Genomic DNA, 19,938 nt, shown 5'->3' with positions numbered 1-19,938 from the left:
GATAATATTGCAAACGAATTTTGATTACGTACTTATGAAAAGAAAGAATATATATATACTTCTGTTACTCATTCCGGTGCTTTTTGCATCGTGCAAAGTGGGTAAGAGTTATGTTCGTCCGGAAATGGTGTTACCCGATAGTTTGGCTCAACAACAGGACAGCGCCAGCATTGCCGACGAGCAATGGCAGGCGGTTTATACCGACAACACTTTGCGCAGCTTGATAGATCGTGCATTGGAATATAACAAAGATATGCTTATCGCTGCTGCCCGTGTCAAGGAAATGGCAGCGCAGAAACGCATCAGTGTAGCCAACTTGCTGCCCCAATTGAATGGGAGAGTGGAGGCGGAACGTGAAGTGGAGAATCATGGCGGTCATAGTCGTGACGTAGGTAATACTTATGAGGCAAAAGCTCTTTTGTCATGGGAACTTGACCTTTGGGGAAATTTGCGCTGGAAGAAAGCCGCTGCCGTTGCCGAGTACTTGCAAAGCGTGGAAGCACAGCGTGCCCTACGCATGACCATCGTTTCTGAAGTGGCTCAGGCATATTATGAATTGGTTGCGCTTGATACGGAATTGGAGATTGTGCGGCAGACACAAAAAGCACGTGAGGAAGGAGTGCGTCTCGCTCGAATACGTTTTGAGGGTGGGCTTACCTCGGAGACCTCTTATCAACAGGCACAGGTGGAGTTGGCCCGCACTGCTACGCTTGTTCCGGATTTGGAACGCAAAATATCTATCAAGGAAAATGACATCGCTTTTCTTGCCGGTGAGTTTCCCACCCGTATCGAACGCAGCCGCTTCTTGCAGGAACTGGATGTACCGGAGTCTTTGCCGGTAGGGTTACCTTCCGGTTTACTGGAACGTCGTCCCGATGTTCGTGCTGCGGAACAGCAGCTTATAGCGGAGCATGCTCGTGTAAAAGTGGCTTATACCAATATGTTTCCCCGGCTCTCATTAACCGGTCAGTTTGGATTGGAGAGTGATGTCCTGTCCAACTTCCTTCAGTCGCCTTATTCTTTGTTGAATGGTGCGGTACTGACTCCTCTTTTCAACTGGGGCAAGAACCGGGCTGCTTTGAAAGCGCAGAAAGCTTCGTTTGAAGCCGAAGTGCATAGTTATGAAAAGGCAGTATTGAATGCTTTCAAAGAAGCCAAGAATGCGATTGTGGACTTCAACAAGATAAAGGAGGTATATCAGTTGCGCCTTAAATTGGAGCGTTCTGCCAAAACGTATGTGGAACTGGCACAGTTGCAGTATATCAACGGTGTTATCAATTACATGGATGTTCTCGATGCCCAGCGTGGTTATTTTGATGCGCAAATTGGGGTCAGCAATGCCATTCGCGACGAACTGATAGCGGTGGTGAATGTATATAAAGCCTTGGGGGGCGGCTGGCAGGTAGAGAAATAAGGCTGTTTGTGGTGATAGTTAAGAGTACTCCTGACATTTGTTAAGAGTACTCTTTTTTAGTAGGTATAGCCTTGATGTACAGATGCAAGGCTATGGTGGCGACTTTATTAGACTAAGAAAAATATCATAGGCATGACGACACTTCGGTATATATTGCGAATAGATTCTTCCTGTCAACTTTTTCAATGTTTTTATCTATCTCCAATAATTTGTCTATATCGTTAGCATTAACCCCGGGCTTAATACAAATTTCCCTATTCTTTATTTCTATGATATCTTCAAATAAAGACAAATGGTTCTTGAAATATGAATACAGATTTTTGACGGTGGTACCGGCAGTTCCCCATATATCGGTAATAGTCAGGGTAGTACCGAAATACGTATTCAGTAACTGTAATATTTGAGGTCAGTTAGCAATATTGATTGCTTTCAGCCTTGGATATTTCTGACGCAGATAGTTGATGTCGTCTACAGCTCTTTTGATGGAATCTGGAGTACTATCGTACATAGGATATATACAAAAAGCAAATTCGTTAAATGTCAGTTTTTTTACTTCCAAGCTTTTGAGCACTTCCAAACAGGCTCTATATGGGAAGAGCGTGTGAGCTATTTTATTATCCTCTAATGAGTTTGAATATCTCAACATCTGCTTCCTAAACAAATCTTGGGGTTTGATATGACCGCTAAGATAATATTCGCCCAAAGGAGTAAGACTATAATTTTTCTCTGACTTTTCAATCAATCCTAACCGGTAGGTATGGCTGATATTGTTGTTGTCTATTTTAATATCGGCTATTGAAAGACATTTGGAATTCTTATCTTTATAAATTTTTATAGTCGGGTCAACCAAACTTGAGAAGAAACGTTCTGCAGCATAATCACCTATTGTTTTGAAGATACGCGCATGTCCTGTTTTTCGTTCACCGGCGCCAAAAGTGGTTGGCCTGCGAATATTATCAGGATTCGCATTAACAGTAGCGATTTGTACATATAATTCGTCGGAGAATTGTTTGATGTCGATTCCTTCTATTTGAATTATGATAGGAACATCGTCGTCTGTGCAGTCAGAGCCGATCCTGCCTGTCCTGACATATTCATTATTGAGCCTGTTAATCCAATCTTCAAGTCTGTTATCTTGGCTTCTGAGTGCTTGAATGATATTATAGACAATCTCAAACTCTTCAGAGTTTAAGATTTCTTCCGCAACAGAAGACTCCGGAATGAGAATCGGAATGATAAAATAGGCTGTTTTATCAACACCATTTTGGGTTCTTAATGCTCTACCGCATGCTTGAACAATATCAACCAAAGATTTTTTTCTATCAATGAAATATACACTGTCAATAATGGGAACATCTACACCTTCGGTGAGGCACTTGGCATTTGATATGACAGAATATTCGGTGTTTTTGAATTTGTTAAGTATTTGAGCACGAGAGCCGGAATCTAGTTGGCAATTGATGTTATCTATAAAAAGATTATCTTCGGTGATGTGTTCATTGAATTCACGAATCACATCTGAAAGTGAAATATCATTACCGTTTTCAGCAACGAAATCCTTGGCTTTTCTAATGGAGGAGTGGAAAGATATTGTTTTTTTAATGGGGAACTCACCCATTGCTTTTGCCAGCAATATCTTTGAATATAGAATTTCAGCAGTTGTTGTCTTCTCATTGTTATCCAAGTCCCCGACAGAAATGTGTTTATTCTCAGCAATGTAATTATATACTTCGCTTTCCTTTACACCGGCAACAACAATTTTGTAATCAGAAATTGTTTTATCTTTAATCGCGGCTCCAAAATTATATTGTGAGAACAACGGACCATATACATTTTCGTCATCCATAGAGAAAATAACTTTTCCATTTTCCTCAAGATGCCGTTTCAACAATGGACGGACCATCCGTTCTGTTGCAGTCATAAACAACCGTTTCTTTGAACAAATGAATTGGTCCTCCAGTGCCAATGAGAAATTGGAACGCAAACCTGCTGTTCGATGCGCTTCATCACAGATAATCAAGTCAAAAGTGTCTTTTGCGGTCTTCTGTGCTTCGGAAATCTTATCTGCAGATTGATAGGTGGAAAAGATATACCTGACCTTACCCTTTGTGTGGTCTAAGAACTTGGCAATCTCGTTGATGTTTGTAGTTACGGGTACACCCAACTGAGATACACTGATGTCAGCTTCATCATCGTCTATGTTCGATGAAACGGTATTGTCACTGCAAACGCACAAGTAAGTGAATGGAATTTTAGCTTGGTCAGCCCACGCCTCAAGTGTCTGTTTCACAAGAGAAATGCTTGGTGCCAGGAATAGAACAGTTTCAGCTTTCATTGCTTCAACAATCCATAATGAGGTTAGAGTTTTTCCTGTGCCGCAGGCTGCAATAACTTTGCCTCTGTTTTCAACTGAAAATCCTACAAGGACCTCCTTAATGATACGCTTTTGGTAATCGTATGGCTCATAAAAGACCTTGTTCTTTCCAGCATTCTCGTTGTTCACGAGATCGTAAAGTTGGTCGAAGAATTCTTGATCAAGAGAATCAAAGTCTTTTGCCAGAATCTGAAGATTTTCTTCGTGTTTATCAGAGAGATTACTCACTGCAAAAGAATTGGCAACTGTACAACAATAGTCGCAATAACGGCCGTCAGACCAGAATTTGGTGAGTTCTTCGTAGGTTGGTTTAACTCTGCCGGAGCGGAATTTACACTGGTAAGCAATAGACTTTCCTTCATTTGTAATAATAAGGCCGTCAACGCCACTATCTTGGTGTTGTTTATTGCCAAGCTTAAAAGCTTTTCTGTATTTGTCAGGAATATCTGCAGATGGGTATATCTCTGCTATTTGATACATTTGTTTCTTTATGGTAAAGTACGCAAATGTAAACTCTTCAAAAACGTTACCTCTCGCTTTTGCAGTTGGCAAAGCTTCTATGGCCTTTTCCAAAGAAGGCCAATCTGAGTAGTGTTTTTTTAATAAGTTGGAGTATATCATAATCTACTTGATAATTTGAAGTTCAATTACAGATTCTCTCATTAGATTGTTATAATTTGTGTTCAGGATATGCATTTGTTGAGAAGATGAGCGGATTTTGCGCGCATGATATATGTTACAAACTTTGTAGCCATATTTTTCTGCTATTTCTGCTAAAAGCAAGTCGGTTGGTACCAAAATGCCTTTATATCCGGAATTTGCAACTACAATATAACATTTTGCCTTGTTGACGAGGATTTTAGATAAATTCTTAATCATCGATTCCATGTCATCAAAATATCCTCTAATCATATCTGGAATATTTTTGTTCCAGATGTTGAAAGATGATATTAGTGAAGCTATTGTGTCCACATCTTTATTGCTGTTTGAAAATTCATGACTGAATTTAGAATTCACATGTGAGCGCAAGGCTATTGATCTAAATCGCTCAAAGTCATCGTAGGATTTGACAAAGCCTCCAATCCAAAATTCAAGTTTATACACTTCACAGTAGTCAAAACAGTTTGCATAAGGTGGCGAAAATACGCACAGTCCGATAGGCATGTCTTTTACTTTGTTAAAAGCCTCTTCAGTTATCATAGACCCCAAAATGATCTTATTCTCTTTGTCTTCGTTTGACATCCGGATGTCAGATAACATTTCGGATGCCTTGTCCAAATAGAGTCGGACCAAATCCGGTACAGCCTTGTAATTCTTTTTAAATTTTAAGCCATTGCCATCCTTAATTTTTAAGGAGCATTTGTCTATTATCGAAATAAGAGCAAGCCTAAAGAAATCTTGGACTGCATCATTGTTTATACCATCAACAAAGAAACGGATCTTGAGCAGAATATCGAGTACGTCTTCTGTAAAAGAAGTCTCTATGACACGCCCCCCTTCAATCTCTACTTTGGAGTCCGGCAGAGTGAAACTTTCCAAATATTTTTTTATCAGAGCAATTTCTTTGGGTGTGTAATGATGTGTCTTGGCTTTTGCCGTTAATATCGCCATTGGATTTATATCAAACCCAATAGTCTTGTAACCACGATTTACTGATGTAAGGTTCGTTGTGCCAACACCGCAAAAAGGATCTAAAATATAATGCTCCTTTAGTGGCTTGGCTTCGTCGATGATATGTTTGACAAGTAATTCTGAATAGCCTTGTTTATAATCATACCATTTGTGTTTAGGAACAACTAAGTTGGTCTTGAAATTAACAAGACCTTCATAGTAGCTTCCGTCAACAACATTGTATTTTGATACAAGGCGTTCGATTATTCTCTGATAATCAGGAAGCTTTACGTCAAATAACTCTTGATTTATTATGGTTTTAGATTCACTTGTTCGCATTATCTGTATCGTAAAGCTTTGATAAATATTTTTTATTGAAATGGGAGTATAAATGATGAATACCCTTTGTTCTGAGATATGTTTTTGCAAAGGCGTCTATTAACGGTATTGCATCCACAAACATCTGCAATATCATTTCATTTCTATTCTCATCACTGCAACTGATGTCCTTTAGAAAGATATTATCAATGTCATAAATAAAATCTTCCTCCGTTGTATACACTTTCACAGGAATGCTATCAACCTTTTTGAAAGTATAGATAAAATCCCCATAAGGGGAGCCTTTTGCTTTTGTGTGCGCTGTTTGGCGGTAATTTTTAACTCCATCCTGAAAATACATCCTGTCAAATGTAAATCCGGATTTTAGGATTGAAAATAGCAGTGCCAGCCATGAGCATATGTCTTTGTTGTTAAATGTCAAAGACAAATACCTCATAGGTTTGAGAACCCTATATGCATTCTTAAACACTTCATATAGATTGTTCTCATAATCATATTGGCTCTTGGCTCCGTTAAATCCTTTTTTTCTATTAGCAACCGCTTCAAGTTCAAAGATTGGATAACGCTCATAAAGGTCTTGGTTCCAGGGATACCAGAAATGAGACAACTCTAAATATTGCACATTGCTGCCATAAGGAGGGTCTGTGATTATGGCATCCACGCTGCTCTCTGGTACATCCGTATGGCCGATAGGGGCGTTATAAAGCAGAACATTAGCTCTGTTTTCCAATAGATCTTTAATGGAATTTGTTCTTACCGGTATATAATTTATGCCGTTGTTATGCTTAATAGAAGCCAAGACTTTGGCAACAGATTTGTCAAATGCTGGAATAATTGAAACTTCGCAGAATTGATTTGGAATCCAATAAGCATGCTTGCTCCATGTCGTTGGGGATCCTCCTTGCCATGCCGCATTTGTAAATGACATTATATTGCAGTCTTTCAGGATATTGCTGAAAACAATTCTGACAAGTTCGTATTTTTCAGTTCCAAGTTTTTCCTCCAACGAATTTATTCTATTTTTGAGGAGCAACAAAATCATCAGGTTCCTTTTAGTAAAGAAATCCTGAAAATACAAAATCCCTTTTTTTGCAAGGCCGTCTTCAAACTGACGGTCCCAGTCCATAGGTATAAGGTCGCGCGGTATATTGATATGATGACCAATGATTTCTTTTTTCAGAAATTTGATATGCGACTTAAAACGCACCATGTCGTCCTCCTCGAAATGCTTCGTGATTCGAGTTCTATTGGCTGCATTAATCAGAAATATATACTGAGGTTCCAATCTTTCACAAGATGTGATATCAATTTCCCCCTCGCTGTTTAGTTCACAATATTTATTTGAACACCGGTATTTACCATTCTTTATTTTCAGGTCATTGGCAAGTGGAGAAGGCCTGCCACACTTTGGACATCTGATTGTCAGGGCCATTTCAGCCCAAGATATATCATATCTCTGATTGTCCAGTTCAAAGAACATATAGTCCTTTACCAAAGTTTCAAGGTAGCAACGCAACTCTCTAAAACACTTTTCAAGAACTTCTATATCTTCAGACTTCTTGATCATGTTTCTTACAATAAACGTGGATAGAGGGTTCAAATCGCATCCGATGACGCGCCTGTCTTGAGTCACACCTTCATATATAGTGACACCTCCACCACAAAAAGGGTCGAGAATAATCTCACCCGGGGAAGTGAAATTTTCAATAAGCTGGTTAAATACGTTGTGAGGGCGACGAGCAAAATACTTGTGAATTTTGTACGGTGGTGTATGCGCCTTTGCAACTATTGGAGTATATGTGAATGATGGCATGATTATAGTACTTTGGTAATTTCATTTATGGCCTTTTAAGAACGATTCTTTTTTGAAACTATCGTGCAAAATTAGAAAATTCCGTTTGATTAACTAAGCAATGCGATGTAATTTGTTTCGTTTTGGTATTCACTTTTAATTATTTCTCTTCGCGGTTTGCATTTCTTGCAGAAAAAAGCGAAATTTGCGACGCTTTTAAACTGAACTTTATTAACACCTTTAAATAATTAAAAGAAATGACTAAAAGTGCATTACAAATTGCAAGGGCTGCTTATCAGCCCAAACTTCCGAAAGCGCTGAGAGGTACTGTAAAAGCAGTGGCCGGTGCAGCTACTCAGTCGGTAGCCGATCAGGAAGATATCAAGAAACTGTTCCCCAATACCTATGGAATGCCTTTGATTAAGTTCGAAGCTACTGATGAGGCTGTTAATTTCCCTGCTATGAACGTGGGTGTTATCCTCTCCGGTGGTCAGGCTCCCGGTGGACACAATGTAATTTCCGGTATCTTCGACGGTATTAAGAAGTTGAATAAAGACAGCAAACTGTACGGTTTCATTCTGGGTCCCGGCGGCTTGGTAGATCATAATTACATGGAGCTGACTGCTGATATCATTGACGAATACCGCAATACGGGTGGTTTCGACATTATCGGTTCAGGCCGTACTAAGCTGGAAAAAGAAGACCAGTTTGAAAAAGGTCTGGAAATTCTGAAAGAACTGAACATCAAGGCGCTGGTTATTATTGGTGGTGACGATTCTAATACAAATGCCTGCGTGTTGGCCGAGTACTATGCTGCCAAGAATTGCGGTGTGCAGGTTATCGGTTGTCCGAAAACTATCGACGGTGACTTGAAGAACGAAATGATCGAGACCTCTTTCGGATTTGATACAGCTTGTAAGACCTATTCTGAAGTAATCGGTAACATCCAGCGTGACTGTAACTCGGCACGTAAGTACTGGCACTTCATCAAACTGATGGGCCGTTCTGCTTCTCATATTGCTTTGGAATGTGCTTTGCAGGTACAGCCTAATATCTGTATTGTTTCTGAGGAAGTTGAAGCAAAGAATATGTCTTTGGATGATGTAGTGACTTATATCGCTCAGGCCGTTGCCAATCGTGCTGCAAAGGGACATAACTTCGGCACCGTTCTTATTCCCGAAGGTCTGGTAGAGTTCATTCCTGCCATGAAGCGTCTGATTGCGGAACTGAACGACTTCTTGGCTGCTAATGCGGAAGAATTCTCTCATATCAAGAAATCACATCAGCGTGATTATATCATCAGCAAGCTTTCTCCGGAAAATGCGGCAATCTATGCCAGTCTTCCTGAAGGCGTTGCACGCCAGTTGACACTGGATCGCGACCCGCATGGAAATGTACAGGTATCTCTTATCGAAACAGAAAAGCTTCTGTCCGAAATGGTTGCTACTAAGTTGGCTCAGTGGAAGGAAGAAGGTAAGTTTGTAGGTAAGTTTGCTGCACAGCATCACTTCTTCGGTTATGAAGGACGTTGCGCTGCTCCGTCTAACTTCGATGCAGACTATTGTTATTCTTTAGGTTATGCTGCTTCTGCACTGATTGCTAACGGCAAGACCGGTTATATGTCATCCGTACGCAACACTACTGCTCCTGCTGAAGAATGGATTGCAGGCGGTGTGCCCATCACAATGATGATGAACATGGAACGTCGTCATGGCGAAATGAAGCCGGTAATCCAGAAAGCTTTGGTGAAGCTGGATGGTGCTCCTTTCAAGTCATTCGCCGCTCAGCGCGACCGTTGGGCTATAGAAACAGACTACGTTTATCCGGGGCCTATCCAGTACTTCGGTCCTACGGAAGTTTGTGACCAGCCTACTAAGACTTTGCAACTGGAACAAAGTAAATAAAATCTTAACAGCCAATTGCAGTCTTTGCTGTAATTGGCTGTTTTGTTTTTAGTAGATGCTTATTTAGTTTAAAATATTTGCATGCCTCCCAAAACTAATACCGCTTCCCGTCGTAAGCCTGTCTCACGTCGTGCTTCTTCTTCCCGAAAAAAGAAACAGGCAACGTCTCGCACCATGCCTGTATGGTTGCGCAATCTGTTGGCATTTGGCATTGTTGCGGTATTTTCTGTTGGATTTTATTGGTTTTTTATTCGTCCTTACGCCTATCGTTGGAAGCCTTGCTACGGATTGAAAGGCTATGGGGTATGTATGCCTTGCAGTTACGAAGTGCATGGCATTGATATTTCCCATTATCAGGGTGTTATAGATTGGAATAAGCTCCTTCGTAATAAGGAGACAAAGTTTCCTATACACTTTATCTTTATGAAAGCTACCGAGGGCGGTGATCATGGGGATGAAACTTTTACCGAAAATTTCGGCCAGGCACGAAAATACGGCTTTATCCGGGGCGCTTATCATTACTTTCTGCCTAAGACAGACGCACATAAACAGGCCGATTTCTTTATTAACACTGTGCAATTGACGAAGGGAGATCTTCCGCCCGTTCTTGATGTGGAAACTACGGGAAAGAAATCACCGCAGGAACTGAAGGCCGCTGTTAAAACGTGGCTCGACAGAGTGGAGGCACATTATGGCGTAAAGCCGATTCTTTACACTTCCTATAAATTCAAGAAGCGTTATTTAAACGATTCTATTTTCGATTCTTATCCTTATTGGATAGCCCATTATTACGTTGATTCCGTAAAGTATGAAGGTAAATGGCACTTTTGGCAACATACCGATGTGGGCAATGTTCCGGGCATTGAAGAAGAAGTCGATCTGAATGTCTTTAATGGTACATTGGAGGAATTGCTTGGCATGACTTTGCGGTAGTTAACTTCATAGATGCAAGAAGTTAACTTTTAAGTATATAGTTAGTTAACTTCTTCACACCTGTTTAGTTAACATCTTATCTGTCTTGATGTTAACTTTCTGTTGCTATTGTCTTTTGCAGTTTTTTATTCTGTGCTTTTATCTTTTTCTTGTACATAATAATTCTTGTTTTAATACAAATAATTAACGACGCAAAATGTCATGAATGACGAAGTTCACTTTTCATAAGGAAGTGGGCGGACTTTGAATTAAATTAGATAGCGGAAAATATGCGTAATTGTTGGCAATTATTTGTATTTCAGAAAAATATGTGAATGATAAAAGGTGTTTTTTAAACGTTCGTTTAATGGACGCAAAGATAACCTGTATTTTTGAAACAAGCAAAATGTTCAATAAAAATATTTTCATAAAATATCGGTTATAGGCATAACGTATTGTTTATTAGTTCATTGAACCGAACTTCATCAATCCTTATTTTTTGCAAATTTCTAAGTGTTTCTTCCCCTTCTCTTTTCTAAAATATTGACGTTTTTTAAACGAACGTCTAAAAAACAGTTTTTGTGTTATAATCCGTTTGTTTACAGTAGTTTACTTGTACAAAAATGTACAACTACAGAGCAATCATAGGTGAGAGGGGCACAAAGCTTGCCGTATTCTATATAAAGTGTCTGCAATTGATTGGAATTCAAGCATCTGCGAGGGTTTCAAAGCCCCGGGAGAACGCCCTTTTCTGAAACTGGCCTATAAATGGAAACAGAGAAAGAGACCGAATTATGGTATGCCATGCGTGCCACCTACCGCAGAGAGCCGGATGCTGTACGCTTACTTGGCAAGGAGAATATGGATTGTTTCGTCCCCATGCAGTATAAGGTGACGGTTAAGAAAGGTAAGAAGGTCCGTATTCTGGTTCCTGTGATACACAATCTGATATTTGTTCATGCCTGTCCTTCTGCTCTGAAACGTGTCAAGTCTAAAGTTACTTATTTACAATATATCACCGATACCCGCAGTGGTGAGAAAATCATCATCCCGGATAATGAGATGCGTCGTTTCATAGCAGTGGCGGGGACTTACAGCGACCAGCTTCTGTACTTCCAGCCCGAAGAGGTAAACTTATCCAAAGGAACAAAAGTCCGTATCACAGGTGGTGACTTCGAGGGTCAGGAAGGTATCTTCCTGAAAGTGAAGGGAGCACGTGACCGTCGTGTTGTCATTGAGATTCAGGGTGTGATTGCCGTTGCCATGGCTACTATCCATCCTGAACTGATAGAAGTAATCAAATAATTGATTGTAGATCGTTTTACAGTTGTCAATTCATAACTCATAATTTATAATTCATTATGTCTCTTTCTGAAGAAACTCTTTCCCTTCAGCGTGCCGCGCACGACCTGATGTATTTGGGTATGGACGGCAGTCCCGTCTACAGCGATGATCTTTCCCGTCGTAACGGTGAGGTTTACCGTATGACCACAGCTTTGTATAATTCTGGCTTCAAAGGTTCCACTGTTGAAGAACAGGCTAATGTCTGCCTTGCTCTTCTGATGGGCTACAATGCTTCGTTTATTGATCATGGTGAAAAGCAGGAACATATTCAGGAGATTTTGAATCGCTGTTGGGATATTCTTGAAGTTCTTCCCGTATCATTATTGAAACTTCGTTTGCTTACTGCTTGCTATGGTGAAGTTTATGATGAGCCTTTGGCTGATGATGCACGTAAAATTATTGCTGGTTGGGATGAAAAGATACTTATTGCTGAACAACAAGAAGCTATTGAAGAATTTCAGAATGTGGTGGATAATCCTTATCCGTGGGAATATGTAGATGAGTAGAGTTAATGATGGATATGGCCCTTTTTATTGTATAGGAATTATGAAATAAATTAATTTTTTAAAGCATATTATCATGAAAGCTTGTTTTATGGGTTTAGGCTATATCGGCTTGCCCACAGCTATTATTGCCGCTAAACACGGTATTCAAATAACCGGTGTTGACATTAATCCTAAAGTGGTTGAAATGACTAACCAAGGTAAATTACATATCATTGAACCCGGTATGCAAGAATTACTACAAGAGGTAATTTCGTCCGGTCAATTGAAGGCTTCAATCACTCCGGAAGTTAGTGATGCTTATTTTATGGTTGTGCCAACTCCTTTTAAGGGTGATCATGAACCGGATATTTCTTATGTAGAAGCAGCTACTCGTACTGTTATCCCTTTCTTAAAAGAAGGAGATTTATATGTAATTGAGTCAACTTCTCCAGTGGGTACTACTGATAAAATGGCTAATCTGATTTTTGAATTACGCCCGGAGTTGAAAGATAAAATTTATATTGCTTATTGTCCGGAACGTGTGCTGCCAGGGAATGTAATTCATGAATTAGTTCATAATGATCGTGTTATTGGCGGTATGAATGAGGCATCCACTGATAAAGCGATTGAATTCTATAGCCAGTTTGTACAAGGTACACTTCATCGCACAAATTGTAAAACGGCAGAAATGTGTAAATTAACAGAAAACTCTTCTCGTGATGTACAAATCGCTTTTGCTAATGAACTTTCATTGATATGTGATAAGGCTGGCATAAATGTTTGGGAGTTGATAAACTTGGCAAATAAACATCCTCGTGTCAACATACTCCAGCCTGGTTGTGGTGTCGGTGGGCATTGCATTGCGGTAGATCCTTATTTCATTACTGCAGATTTTCCTATGGAGTCTAAGATTATTTCTACAGCTCGTGAGATCAATAACTATAAGGCTTTTTGGTGTGCCGAGAAAGTGCAAAATGCGATGTTGAAGTTTGAGTTGGAACATCATTGTAAACCGGTTATTGCTATGATGGGATTGGCCTTTAAACCGGATATTGATGATTTGCGCGAGGCTCCTGCAAAATATATTACAACTAAGGTGATGCAAAGCTGTAATAATGCCAATATTTATATAGTAGAACCTAATGTGCAGGAACACAACGTATTTAAACTTACAGACTATAAAGAAGCCTATGAGAGGGCTGATATAGTCGTTTTTCTGGTTGCCCATTCTGTATTTAAATCCCTGCCATATAATGACAGGAAAGTAATTCTTGACTTTTGCGGAATTTATAAGAAATAATTAATCCCTTATAGCATGAAGAAAGTTATGTTGGTTTTCGGGACTCGTCCTGAAGCTATAAAGATGGCTCCTTTGGTAAAAGAATTTCAGAAATATCCGGAAGAGTTCCAAACTATAGTGTGCGTTACCGGTCAGCATCGTGAAATGCTTGATCAAGTACTGCGCATTTTTGATATAGTTCCTGATTACGATTTGGATATTATGAAGCAGGGACAAGATTTGTATGATGTAACAGCTCGTGTCTTGACAGGTATGAGGGAAGTACTGCAAGAATCCCAGCCTGATTTAGTTTTAGTGCATGGTGATACAACTACTTCTACCGCCGCAGCTTTAGCTGCTTTTTATCAACAAATTCCGGTGGGGCATATTGAAGCGGGACTTCGTACACATAATATTTATAGTCCATGGCCTGAAGAAATGAACCGTCAGATAACTGGGCGTATTGCTACTTATCATTTTTCTCCCACACTTTTGAGCAGACAGAACTTGCTGAAAGAAGGTATCCATAATTCTTTTATAACAGTGACAGGTAATACTGTAATCGATGCACTTTATATGGTAGTGAATAAGATAAAGAACAACAAGCAACTGGATAAAGAATTGGAGAATATTCTACAACAATCGGGCTATGATGTGAATCGTTTATGTGGTGGAAAGAAACTTGTACTGATAACTGGTCATCGCCGAGAAAACTTTGGTGATAGTTTTATATCAATGTGTATGGCCATCAAAGCACTGACATTAAAATATCCTAATGTTGATTTTGTTTATCCAATGCATTTGAATCCTAATGTTCGTAAACCGATTCATGAGGTTTTTGGTGAAGACTTAACTACTTTGCATAATATGTTTTTTATAGAACCTTTGGAGTATCTTTCTTTTGTTTACTTGATGGAAAAATCAACCATTGTATTGACTGATAGTGGAGGTATTCAAGAGGAAGCTCCGGGGTTAGGGAAACCTGTGTTGGTAATGCGAGATACTACTGAACGACCAGAAGCTTTGGAGGCCGGAACTGTGAAGCTAGTAGGTACTGATTATTGTAAGATTATAAATCAAGTATCTAATTTATTGGACGATGAAGTATACTATGATAAAATGAGTGGAGCTGTCAATCCTTATGGAGATGGATTTGCATGTGATAGGATAACTCACTTTGTTATGAATTATGTATTTTAAAAAAGAATATCGTAGAGTTTTTGAAAATTTTTGTTCATTATCTGTTTTGAATATAGCGAACTATATTTTTCCTATTATTTTAATACCTTATTTAACTATGGTATTGGGAGTAGAAAAATATGGAATATATATTTATGCTTATACAATAATGAATTATTTTACTCTTTTTGTCTCATATGGTTTTGAATATTCAGCAACTAAAAAAGTATCCCTTATACGCGATAATCATAAAATGTTAGAAGAAATATATTCTTCTATTATGTTACTACGTTTTATTTTTAATATTTTGGTTTCGTTGATAGTTACTTTTCTTGTATTATTTATTCCATTTTTTAAAGATGAGGCTACTTTATATTCATGTGGGATATTATTAGTTTGGGGGCAGACCATAATGCCATTATGGTTGTATCAAGGGCTTGAGAAAATGAAATTTATAACATTAATTTCTTTTTTGTCTCGATTAATGTCAGTGTTACTGATTTTTGCATTAGTTCGTAAAACACATGATTATAGTGATGTTTTACTTTTGCAGGGATTAGGATATATTATAGGAGCTATTATCTCATTGTATGTTGTTTTTTTTCATTTACATATAAAGTTTAGGATTCCTCATAAAAAAATGCTATATACGGAGTTAAAAGATGGATGGTATCTTTTTCTTTCGACAATTGGTATGAATTTCTATCGTGAGTCTAATATCCTTTTATTAGGCTTTTTCACAAATTACTCAGTGGTAGGCGTGTATGCTCCTGCAGAGAAAGTAATTAAGGCATTCCAATCGTTGACTTCTCCTTTTGTAAATGCAATCTATCCTTTTTTTAGTAGAAAAATATCTAGTAATAAAGGAGTAGAATCTTATTATAAAATAGGTCGTTTTTTTTCTTCTGTATTGTTTGTTATATCATTGATGCTTATATGTATCTCTCCGTTCTTAGTGAAGACATTTTTAGATGAGAGTTATTATAAATCTATATTAGACATACAAATAATGGCTTTCGTCATATTATTTGGTGGTATGAATTTTTATTATGGCATAATAGGCTTAGTAAATATGGGATATTCTAAAAAGTTTGTAGCTTGTGTGTGGAAAGCAGGTTTTTTTAGTTTAGTACTGTGCTCTTTATTATCGATTGTCTTGAAAGATAGAGGTGCTGCCATTTCTATGATTGTATCTGAAATACTTTTACTTATTCTAATATGGAAAGAATTGAAAAAAATAGAGGAATAATTTCATGATGGAAAAACTTTACATTATTATATTAAATTGGAATGGTTATAATTATACTAAAGATTGTCTCATATCTTTGAAAAATGAGGTGGGTATAGATTATACCATTATTCTAGTTGATAATCATTCAGAACAAAATGAATATGAGTTATTGAAGTCTTATTGCCAAAGTCACTATTTAATGTGTGTATGCTATGATGAACAGCAAGCAAGAAATGGTGGAGAAGTAGACACTGAAAGAAAATTGTTGAGTATTGATAGCCAAGATAAAATCGTACTTATTAGAAATTCAGATAATTTAGGATTTGCGGCTGGGAATAATGTGGCATTAGACTATGTTGAAAAACTCGGGTATAAATATGTCTTATTGTTGAATAACGATACAGAAATAGCAGAAAATGCAATTTCTAAACTGTTCTCTTTTGCATTAGAACATTCTCAGTTTACTGCATTTGTTCCTCAGATTCGTTTATTTGATCCTTCAAATCGTATATGGAATTGTGGGGGGAAAATTACTTGGTATGGTGCTCGTTTCTATTATTATTCTAATGAACATATACAGAATGTACCTCAGACGGGATATAAAGAAATTGATTATGCAACAGGTTGTGCACTTCTTTTTGATATGAATCGCACAGGGAAATTGACTGAGCGTTTTTTCTTTGGAGAAGAAGATTTTGAGTTCTCTTTAAGATTAAAAAAGAAATCGTTAAAAAAAGTTTGTTTATATTCTTCTGTGATTTATCATAAAGTGAGCTTGTCTCAAAATAAAATATCAAATAATAATATAGGAAAGGCTTGTTATCATTATGCCATAAGACTGGCAGATTTAAAAGAATACCAAAATAAATTATTATGGATAGTTTCTGTATGTATATATAGTGTATTTTCTGTGTTTACATTAAAATGTAATTATGGGGCATCATTAATGCAATGTTTTACCATTCAGAGAGAAATATTTAGGCTACTAAAAAAAAATGATTTTAGTAAATATATATTTTTACAAACTCTAAAACTATGTAAATAATGAAATATATATTTATGTTGATTTTTGCTTGGTTGCATATAGATGTACTTTTTCGTTTCTGGAATCGTAAAAAAGTGACAATTATTTCTTATCATAATCCTACAGTAGCAGTGTTTTTATCGCATATAGAATATTTAATGAAGAAGTATGTTATAATCTCAATGAATGATTTTTTGTCAAAAGTAAATCTTCCAAATAATTCTTTAATTATAACCTTTGATGATGGGCATAAAGGCAATGTAGAATTGTTGCCATTAATAAAAAAATACAACTTGACACCAGTAATCTATTTATGTTCCCAAGTTGTAGCTACGAATCATCCTTTTTGGTGGAAATGCTTAAAACAACAATCAGTAGTATGTTATAAAAAATGCACGAATAAAGAGAGATTACGGTTATTGAAAGATAAAAAACTTTATTATCCTGAGATGGTGGTAAGTCCGCCTCATGGATTAACAAAAGATGATATTAATAGATTAAAAAAATATGTGATTTTTGGGTCTCATACCCGTATACATCCTATATTACCCCAATGCACTCAAGAAGAACAATGGGATGAGATAGCTCATTCTAAAAAAGAATTAGAAAAATTGTGTGATTGCCCTATTGAACATTTTGCCTATCCGAATGGAGATTATAATAATTATTCAATTGAATGTGTTAAGTTAGCTGGTTATAAGACAGCTAGAACAACGGATGCTGGCTGGAATGATAAAAATACACATTTGTATAAATTGAAAGTAATAGGTATTAGTGATGATGCTGATCTTTTTAAGTTGAGGTTTCAGTTATCAGGATTGTCTTTGTGGCTACAATATTTATTGAAAGGATCATTTAGAGGTAAGAAATAATGCCTGTTCTTTTACTAACATTGGAAACTCTTTTGTTTATTGCAATAGATAGGAAAATGTATGGTACATTTTATACACCTACCATTTTCTTGTCAGTTCCTTATCTATGTATTGTTTTTGTATTTATATTATTTGCTGATAATTTTAATTTCTATTCCTTATATCTACCCTCAGTTTATATATGGTGCATAGGTCTGGCTTTGTATTGGTTAGTGGGCTATATTTTGAGCTTATGTCTATTAAGAAAAACGATAAATAATAAAACGCCTTTTAAACAAAAAATATATATACCTCAAGATGCTTTGATTTTTAGTTCTATCATAGCCTTGTTAGTAGATTTGGGACTTGTATATGCTGCTATTAAAATAGCTCCTATAGGTTCTGATGAATTTAAAGACTTTTGTGGAACAGGCTTGATAGCCCATATGGCTGTATATTTAAGATTTGTCATTTTATGGTTCATTTGTGCTGATAATATAGTATTAAAAAGAAATATCATATTAAAGTGGTTCGTTATTTTATCTACTGTTTTTTATGCTGTGGCTTATTCAACAAAAGGTTCGATCGTGCTTGTATTATTGTCCGTAATTATAATTCGTAAAATAATCTTAAATAAGAGCATGAAGATATTTCATTTATTACTGTTGGTAATAAGTTCATTGTTCGTTTTTTTTATATCATATAGTATCGTTTTTGGTTATGCGGCTCCTTGGAATTTTATATTTAATCATACATTCTTTTATTTTGTTTCTAGTATTGCTAGTTTCTCGCAATATTGTAAGATAAATGCTCCTATTGATATTTCAGTAGAGACACTTTTTATGCCTGTTGTTAACTTCTATTATAAGCTAATGGGAATTCCATTAGAAAAAGTATATAGTGATTTGTGGACAGCAGTCGGTCCAGGAATGGAATCAAATGTGAAAACTTTTTTCGGAACAATATTTATTTATGGAGGTATTTGGGGGGGGATCTTTACTGTAATTGTTTATAGTCTTGTTGGACATTTATTGTTAGTTTGTTCATTGAAGAAAAATCAATTTGCACTATTCTTATATTGTATTTGTTTGGCAGCTTTAACCTTGGGGTGGTTTGATTTGTTCTTCAATATGATAGCGTTTTATGAATATATAATTTTTGCAATTCTGCTCTCATTAGTATATGCGGTGAAAAAATATTATATTGAAATATGCGAAAAAAAATATTGATAGTTGGTAAACGGCCTCTTCCTATTGGTGGAGTGACAATACATGTAGATAGACTGGTCAAATTGATTGATAAATTGGGATATGACTATACTTTTTATGATTTGAATAATTTTACTATATATTCTTTTATTAAAGCAATTAGTGCAAATGATATTATTCATTTACATACTTCTTCACCAAAATTGAGAGTCTTTTTTGCTATATGTTGTTTAGTACAACATAAAATTTCATTGATAACATATCATGGAGATTTGGGACGTTTTCATTTTGTAATGAATTGCTTGGATTTTTATTCTGTCAAGTTGTGCACCTATCCTATTGTGATAAATAATCATAGTCTGAAGGTGGCAATCAAGTATAATTCTAAAGCTACTTTGTTATCAGCTTATATACCCTCTATTGAGGAGCCTGATTTAGAAAATGGGATGAAATCCGAACTTGTAATATTACGAACGAAGTGCTCTTTTGTATGTATAACAAATGCTTATAATTACTCTTTAGATAAATATGGTCAAGAAATTTATGGAGTATCGGAATTAATAGCTTTTTTTTCTGAAAGACCAAGCTGGGGATTAGTTATTTCAGATCCTTCGGGGACGTATAAAAAGAAAAATTATTTATTGCCTAAAAATATTCTAATATTAGATAGTCCTCATTCATTTCAAAAAGTGTTTGACTATGCGGATTGTTTTATTCGCTATACTTCAACAGATGGAGATAGTTTGTCTATACATGAAGCTTTAGATTTTGGATTAAGTGTAGTAGCCACTGATGTAGTAGATAGACCACATGGAGTATATACAGTGAAACGAAATGATATGGATGAATTGTTTATTGTATTAAAGAATCTTTCAAAATTGAAGAATGAAAGGAAGCATGTAATGCTAAATCTGAAAGGTTTAGCATTAATTCAATTCTATGATAAAATTATTGCAGAATTAAAATAGAGAATATTATTATTGGTGTATAG

The 19,938-nt window shown here is 36.7% G+C and carries 15 protein-coding genes; 12 read left to right on the top strand and 3 right to left on the bottom strand.

Annotation, left to right across the window (positions count from 1 at the left end):
• The first annotated feature begins 34 nt into the window (after positions 1-34).
• Positions 35-1,414, top strand: a complete 1,380-nt coding sequence (locus NQ546_RS14110; protein WP_039953248.1) for an efflux transporter outer membrane subunit — start codon at positions 35-37, stop codon at positions 1,412-1,414.
• A 406-nt stretch (positions 1,415-1,820) separates the two neighbouring features.
• On the opposite strand, the gene NQ546_RS14105 is transcribed toward NQ546_RS14110, so the two are convergent.
• Genes NQ546_RS14105 through NQ546_RS14095 form a run of 3 tightly spaced genes read right to left on the bottom strand, consistent with a single transcriptional unit; the run spans position 1,821 to position 7,551 of the window.
• The gene (locus NQ546_RS14105) at positions 1,821-4,409 is read right to left on the bottom strand and encodes a DEAD/DEAH box helicase family protein (protein WP_004290428.1); all 2,589 of its coding nucleotides are present in this window, start codon (positions 4,407-4,409) and stop codon (positions 1,821-1,823) included.
• Between the two features lie 3 nt (positions 4,410-4,412).
• Positions 4,413-5,738 (bottom strand): DNA methyltransferase, encoded by a 1,326-nt coding sequence (locus NQ546_RS14100; protein WP_004290429.1) that lies wholly within the window; start codon positions 5,736-5,738, stop codon positions 4,413-4,415.
• Positions 5,725-7,551 (bottom strand): DNA methyltransferase, encoded by a 1,827-nt coding sequence (locus tag NQ546_RS14095; RefSeq protein WP_004290430.1) that lies wholly within the window; start codon positions 7,549-7,551, stop codon positions 5,725-5,727. The genes NQ546_RS14100 and NQ546_RS14095 overlap by 14 nt, the downstream gene beginning before the upstream one ends.
• Positions 7,552-7,787: 236 nt before the next feature.
• Here NQ546_RS14095 and NQ546_RS14090 point away from each other — a divergent pair, with 236 nt between their 5' ends.
• From NQ546_RS14090 to NQ546_RS14040, 11 genes are all read left to right on the top strand, one after another.
• Positions 7,788-9,434 (top strand): diphosphate--fructose-6-phosphate 1-phosphotransferase, encoded by a 1,647-nt coding sequence (locus tag NQ546_RS14090; RefSeq protein WP_004290431.1) that lies wholly within the window; start codon positions 7,788-7,790, stop codon positions 9,432-9,434.
• Positions 9,435-9,515: 81 nt separating this feature from the next.
• Positions 9,516-10,367, top strand: coding sequence for a glycoside hydrolase family 25 protein (locus NQ546_RS14085; RefSeq protein ID WP_039953249.1), 852 nt, complete (start codon positions 9,516-9,518; stop codon positions 10,365-10,367).
• 747 nt (positions 10,368-11,114) lie between these two features.
• The gene (locus tag NQ546_RS14080; protein WP_004292416.1) at positions 11,115-11,651 is read left to right on the top strand and encodes a UpxY family transcription antiterminator; all 537 of its coding nucleotides are present in this window, start codon (positions 11,115-11,117) and stop codon (positions 11,649-11,651) included.
• Between the two features lie 56 nt (positions 11,652-11,707).
• The gene (locus tag NQ546_RS14075; protein ID WP_115615912.1) at positions 11,708-12,196 is read left to right on the top strand and encodes a UpxZ family transcription anti-terminator antagonist; all 489 of its coding nucleotides are present in this window, start codon (positions 11,708-11,710) and stop codon (positions 12,194-12,196) included.
• 73 nt (positions 12,197-12,269) lie between these two features.
• Positions 12,270-13,475, top strand: coding sequence for a UDP-N-acetyl-D-mannosamine dehydrogenase (gene wecC / locus NQ546_RS14070; protein ID WP_004290435.1), 1,206 nt, complete (start codon positions 12,270-12,272; stop codon positions 13,473-13,475).
• A 15-nt stretch (positions 13,476-13,490) separates the two neighbouring features.
• Positions 13,491-14,654 (top strand): non-hydrolyzing UDP-N-acetylglucosamine 2-epimerase, encoded by a 1,164-nt coding sequence (wecB, locus tag NQ546_RS14065; RefSeq protein ID WP_004290436.1) that lies wholly within the window; start codon positions 13,491-13,493, stop codon positions 14,652-14,654.
• Positions 14,644-15,882 (top strand): oligosaccharide flippase family protein, encoded by a 1,239-nt coding sequence (locus NQ546_RS14060; protein WP_115615921.1) that lies wholly within the window; start codon positions 14,644-14,646, stop codon positions 15,880-15,882. The genes wecB and NQ546_RS14060 overlap by 11 nt, the downstream gene beginning before the upstream one ends.
• 4 nt (positions 15,883-15,886) lie before the next feature.
• Positions 15,887-16,909: a glycosyltransferase gene (locus tag NQ546_RS14055; protein WP_004290439.1), complete on the top strand. Its 1,023-nt coding sequence runs from the start codon at positions 15,887-15,889 to the stop codon at positions 16,907-16,909.
• A complete protein-coding gene (locus tag NQ546_RS14050) occupies positions 16,909-17,760 on the top strand; it encodes a polysaccharide deacetylase family protein (protein ID WP_004290440.1) in 852 nt (283 codons plus the stop codon). The genes NQ546_RS14055 and NQ546_RS14050 overlap by 1 nt, the downstream gene beginning before the upstream one ends.
• Positions 17,760-18,968, top strand: a complete 1,209-nt coding sequence (locus NQ546_RS14045; RefSeq protein ID WP_004290442.1) for a DUF6337 family protein — start codon at positions 17,760-17,762, stop codon at positions 18,966-18,968. Before NQ546_RS14050 ends, NQ546_RS14045 begins: the two co-directional genes overlap by 1 nt.
• A complete protein-coding gene (locus tag NQ546_RS14040; RefSeq protein ID WP_004290444.1) occupies positions 18,950-19,915 on the top strand; it encodes a glycosyltransferase family protein in 966 nt (321 codons plus the stop codon). The genes NQ546_RS14045 and NQ546_RS14040 overlap by 19 nt, the downstream gene beginning before the upstream one ends.
• Positions 19,916-19,938: the final 23 nt, after the last annotated feature.

The organism is Bacteroides eggerthii (assembly GCF_025146565.1).
In the GTDB taxonomy this organism is placed as follows: Bacteria; Bacteroidota; Bacteroidia; order Bacteroidales; family Bacteroidaceae; genus Bacteroides; species Bacteroides eggerthii.
This window is presented reverse-complemented; position numbering and strand designations above follow the sequence as displayed.

Bases quoted from the DNA above. Each gene is read 5' to 3' on its own strand.
- NQ546_RS14090 (WP_004290431.1), top strand. From the start codon at position 7,788: ATGACTAAAAGTGCATTACAAATTGCAAGGGCTGCTTATCAGCCCAAA.
- NQ546_RS14095 (WP_004290430.1), bottom strand. From the start codon at position 7,551: ATGCCATCATTCACATATACTCCAATAGTTGCAAAGGCGCATACACCA.
- wecC (WP_004290435.1), top strand. From the start codon at position 12,270: ATGAAAGCTTGTTTTATGGGTTTAGGCTATATCGGCTTGCCCACAGCT.
- wecB (WP_004290436.1), top strand. From the start codon at position 13,491: ATGAAGAAAGTTATGTTGGTTTTCGGGACTCGTCCTGAAGCTATAAAG.
- NQ546_RS14055 (WP_004290439.1), top strand. From the start codon at position 15,887: ATGATGGAAAAACTTTACATTATTATATTAAATTGGAATGGTTATAAT.
- NQ546_RS14040 (WP_004290444.1), top strand. From the start codon at position 18,950: ATGCGAAAAAAAATATTGATAGTTGGTAAACGGCCTCTTCCTATTGGT.
- NQ546_RS14060 (WP_115615921.1), top strand. From the start codon at position 14,644: ATGTATTTTAAAAAAGAATATCGTAGAGTTTTTGAAAATTTTTGTTCA.
- NQ546_RS14050 (WP_004290440.1), top strand. From the start codon at position 16,909: ATGAAATATATATTTATGTTGATTTTTGCTTGGTTGCATATAGATGTA.
- NQ546_RS14100 (WP_004290429.1), bottom strand. From the start codon at position 5,738: ATGCGAACAAGTGAATCTAAAACCATAATAAATCAAGAGTTATTTGAC.
- NQ546_RS14105 (WP_004290428.1), bottom strand. From the start codon at position 4,409: ATGATATACTCCAACTTATTAAAAAAACACTACTCAGATTGGCCTTCT.
- NQ546_RS14080 (WP_004292416.1), top strand. From the start codon at position 11,115: ATGGAAACAGAGAAAGAGACCGAATTATGGTATGCCATGCGTGCCACC.
- NQ546_RS14075 (WP_115615912.1), top strand. From the start codon at position 11,708: ATGTCTCTTTCTGAAGAAACTCTTTCCCTTCAGCGTGCCGCGCACGAC.
- NQ546_RS14085 (WP_039953249.1), top strand. From the start codon at position 9,516: ATGCCTCCCAAAACTAATACCGCTTCCCGTCGTAAGCCTGTCTCACGT.
- NQ546_RS14045 (WP_004290442.1), top strand. From the start codon at position 17,760: ATGCCTGTTCTTTTACTAACATTGGAAACTCTTTTGTTTATTGCAATA.
- NQ546_RS14110 (WP_039953248.1), top strand. From the start codon at position 35: ATGAAAAGAAAGAATATATATATACTTCTGTTACTCATTCCGGTGCTT.